The sequence below is a fragment of the Nocardia carnea genome, assembly GCF_029868325.1.
GTDB classification, from domain to species: Bacteria; Actinomycetota; Actinomycetes; order Mycobacteriales; family Mycobacteriaceae; genus Nocardia; species Nocardia carnea_C.
Map to the genome: position 1 here is coordinate 1 of NZ_JARWNW010000245.1, position 2,700 is coordinate 2,700.

Below are 2,700 nucleotides of genomic sequence, written 5' to 3' on the forward strand. Positions count from 1 at the left end.
CCCCCCCCCCCCCCCCCCCCCCCCCCCCCCCCCCCCCCCCCCCCCCCCCCCCCCCCCCCCCCCCCCCCCCCCCCCCCCCCCCCCCCCCCCCCCCCCCCCCCCCCCCCCCCCCCCCCCCCCCCCCCCCCCCCCCCCCGACAACACAGCCCCATAAGTTTTTGCCACCCATTCATATGCCCGCCGGATGAGATTTTCGCAGCCGTGCCAAATTCTCACCGAACAACGCTAGGGTGTCCGTCACGTGCGCGGTCATCGGTGACAGGTGCCGATGGTGAGCGCCTGCCCTCCGCAGCACGGTGGGATCGGAGCTGTTGATGCGCGATATCGTCGACGACCTGCTCGAAGTGTGGCGTTCGGGCCGGACCGGCGGGCTGGCCACCATCGTGCGCACGGGTGGGTATGTGGATATTCCGGTGGGAACGGCAATGCTCGTGAATCCGGACGGAATGATCTACGGATCCATGGCCTCCACCGGTATCGAGGACACCGTCTACGAGGCCACCGTGCAATCGGCACGTACCGGTCAGCGCTCTTTACACCGGCTCACCGTGCCCGGCGCCGAATCGGCGGGCGACGGCGGGATCATCGATGTGTTCACCGAACCCTTCTCGCGCGGCCATTTCCCGGAATTCCCGGCCGTGGCCGCCGAAATAGCCGAACATCGGCGGGTAACGGTTTTCACCGTGGTCTGGAATCCGGAGCCCGGGATGATCGGGCAGCATCTGATCACCGATAAACGGCATGCGACCGAGCTGGTATCACTACCGCAGTCCGATATCTTCGTCGCGTCGTTCGCCCCGCCGCCGCTGCTGGTGATCTTCGGCGCCAATACAACCACCGCCGCGCTCGCCGCGCAGGCCCAGCTACTGGGCTATCGCGTGGCCATCTGCGATCCCCGGCCCGCATTCGCCGTGCCGGAATCTTTCCCGGGTGCGGAGGTGGTCTGCGATTGGCCGCACCGGTATCTGAATGTGCTGGTCGCCGAGGGCGAAGTGGACGCCTCGACCGGAATCGTGCTGGCCACCCACGATCCACAGTTCGAGATTCCGCTGCTCACGGTGGCGCTGCGCCTACCGGAGGTCGGCTATATCGGAGTGGCGGGGTCGGCGCTCACCTGCGCGCGCCGCCTAGACGAGCTACGTGCCAGCGGGTTCGACGAGGCGATGCTGGCGCGGTTGCACGCACCGGCCGGTATGGATATCGGCCCCGCGACCGCCACCGAGACCGCACTTGCGGTGGCCGCGGAGATGGTGGCAGCCCGGAACGGCCGGCTGGGCCGCATCACCGTCGCGTTCCCCGCGGAGGCGGCGATCTGATTCCGTACTTTCCGCGCCGGAGCCGGAGCGGCCGGCGACCCACCTCATCCGCGCCCGCCGTCCGCCCGGATTTGCGGCGCGCCGACTCTCGTGGACAGTGGTTCTCGTGATCCTCACCGTGACAATGAATCCCGCATACGATGTGACCTACCGGGTCGAGAATTTCACCTGCGGCCGGACGCATCGGGTCAAATCGGTGGAGCAGCGTCTCGGCGGCAAGGGCATCAATGTGACCCGGGTGCTGAATCAGCTGGGCCGCTACGCCCGGGCCACCGGTTTCGCGGATCATGCCTTCGCCGCCGCGGCCGAGGCCGAGGTGCCGGTGGATTTCGTGCACGCCCTGCCGTGGGTGCGGCGCACCGTGGTGATCAGCGAATCCGATACCGGCACCGCGACCGCGTTGCGTGAACCGGGCGCCCGGGTCGCCAACCCGCATGCTTCCGAACAGCTCGAGGTGCGGGTTTCGGGCATGCTGGCGCATATCTCGGGGCTGGTGATCGCCGGCTCGCTACCCGAAGGGATCGATCCGGGCCTACCTGCCCGGATCGCCCAAGCGGCGCTGGAGGCCCGCGTGCCGACGGTATGCGATCTGGACGGACCCGCGTTGCGGATGGCGTCGCGGGTACCCGGCGTGGTGTTGCTACCCGGGCTGGCGGAGTTCGAGGAGCTGACGAAGTCCGGCGCCGAGACGCCGGCCGCGCTGGTCGCCGCGGCCCGGCCGCTGGTGGATCGCGGGGCCGGGGCGGTGATCATCACGCGCGGCCCGCTGGGCATGGTCGCGGTAACCGCCGACGGCGCCTGGGATGCCCATCTGCCCGAACCGCTCACCGGAAACCCTACCGGCGCAGGCGATACCGTAGCGGCGGCGGTGATCGCCGCCCTGGCCGATGCGAACCCGCCCGACTGGCCGGCGATCCTGGTGGACGCGGTCGCCACCTCGGCGGCGTCCGTGGTGATTCCGGTGGCCGGCGAGATCGACCGCCGCCTACGCGGCCACCTCACCCCTACCGTCGTGGTTTCCGAATTGGAAACGCCGAGTTCTGAATCGCCCCGAGCCTGAACAACCGCCGGCCTGCCACCCGGCACCCCACCGAAAGCGGGACACACAACGGAACAAACCGCCCGGCGATGCCGAGTTCAGCGAAGCCCTCAACTGTTCCGACCCACGAGACCCAACACAACCAACAGCGGCAGCGAGTCCAGCGAGGCCTTCAACAGTCCCGACCGAGAAAACCCAACACAACGAACGGCGGCGCCGAGTTCAGCGAGGCCCTGAAAGGTTTCGGCCCGTGCCAGGAGTGAAGCGGCGGGGGAATTAGGGGGGGCCGCGGGGGTAGGGGCGGGGGCACACGGGGCCAAGGGGGGGGGAAACCCCCGGGGCGCG

Annotated in this window: 2 protein-coding genes; both read left to right on the plus strand. The window is 69.6% G+C overall.

Annotated features, from left to right (window positions below; translation table 11 throughout):
- Nucleotides 1-314: 314 nt before the first annotated feature.
- A complete protein-coding gene (locus QH196_RS21625) occupies nucleotides 315-1,316 on the plus strand; it encodes an XdhC family protein (RefSeq protein WP_280417637.1) in 1,002 nt (333 codons plus the stop codon).
- Between the two features lie 97 nt (nucleotides 1,317-1,413).
- Nucleotides 1,414-2,376 (plus strand): hexose kinase, encoded by a 963-nt coding sequence (locus QH196_RS21630; protein ID WP_280417638.1) that lies wholly within the window; start codon nucleotides 1,414-1,416, stop codon nucleotides 2,374-2,376.
- The last annotated feature ends 324 nt before the right edge of the window (nucleotides 2,377-2,700 follow it).

Excerpts from the sequence above, each read along its gene's own strand:
- QH196_RS21625 (WP_280417637.1), top strand. The coding sequence starts at position 315 with ATGCGCGATATCGTCGACGACCTGCTCGAAGTGTGGCGTTCGGGCCGG.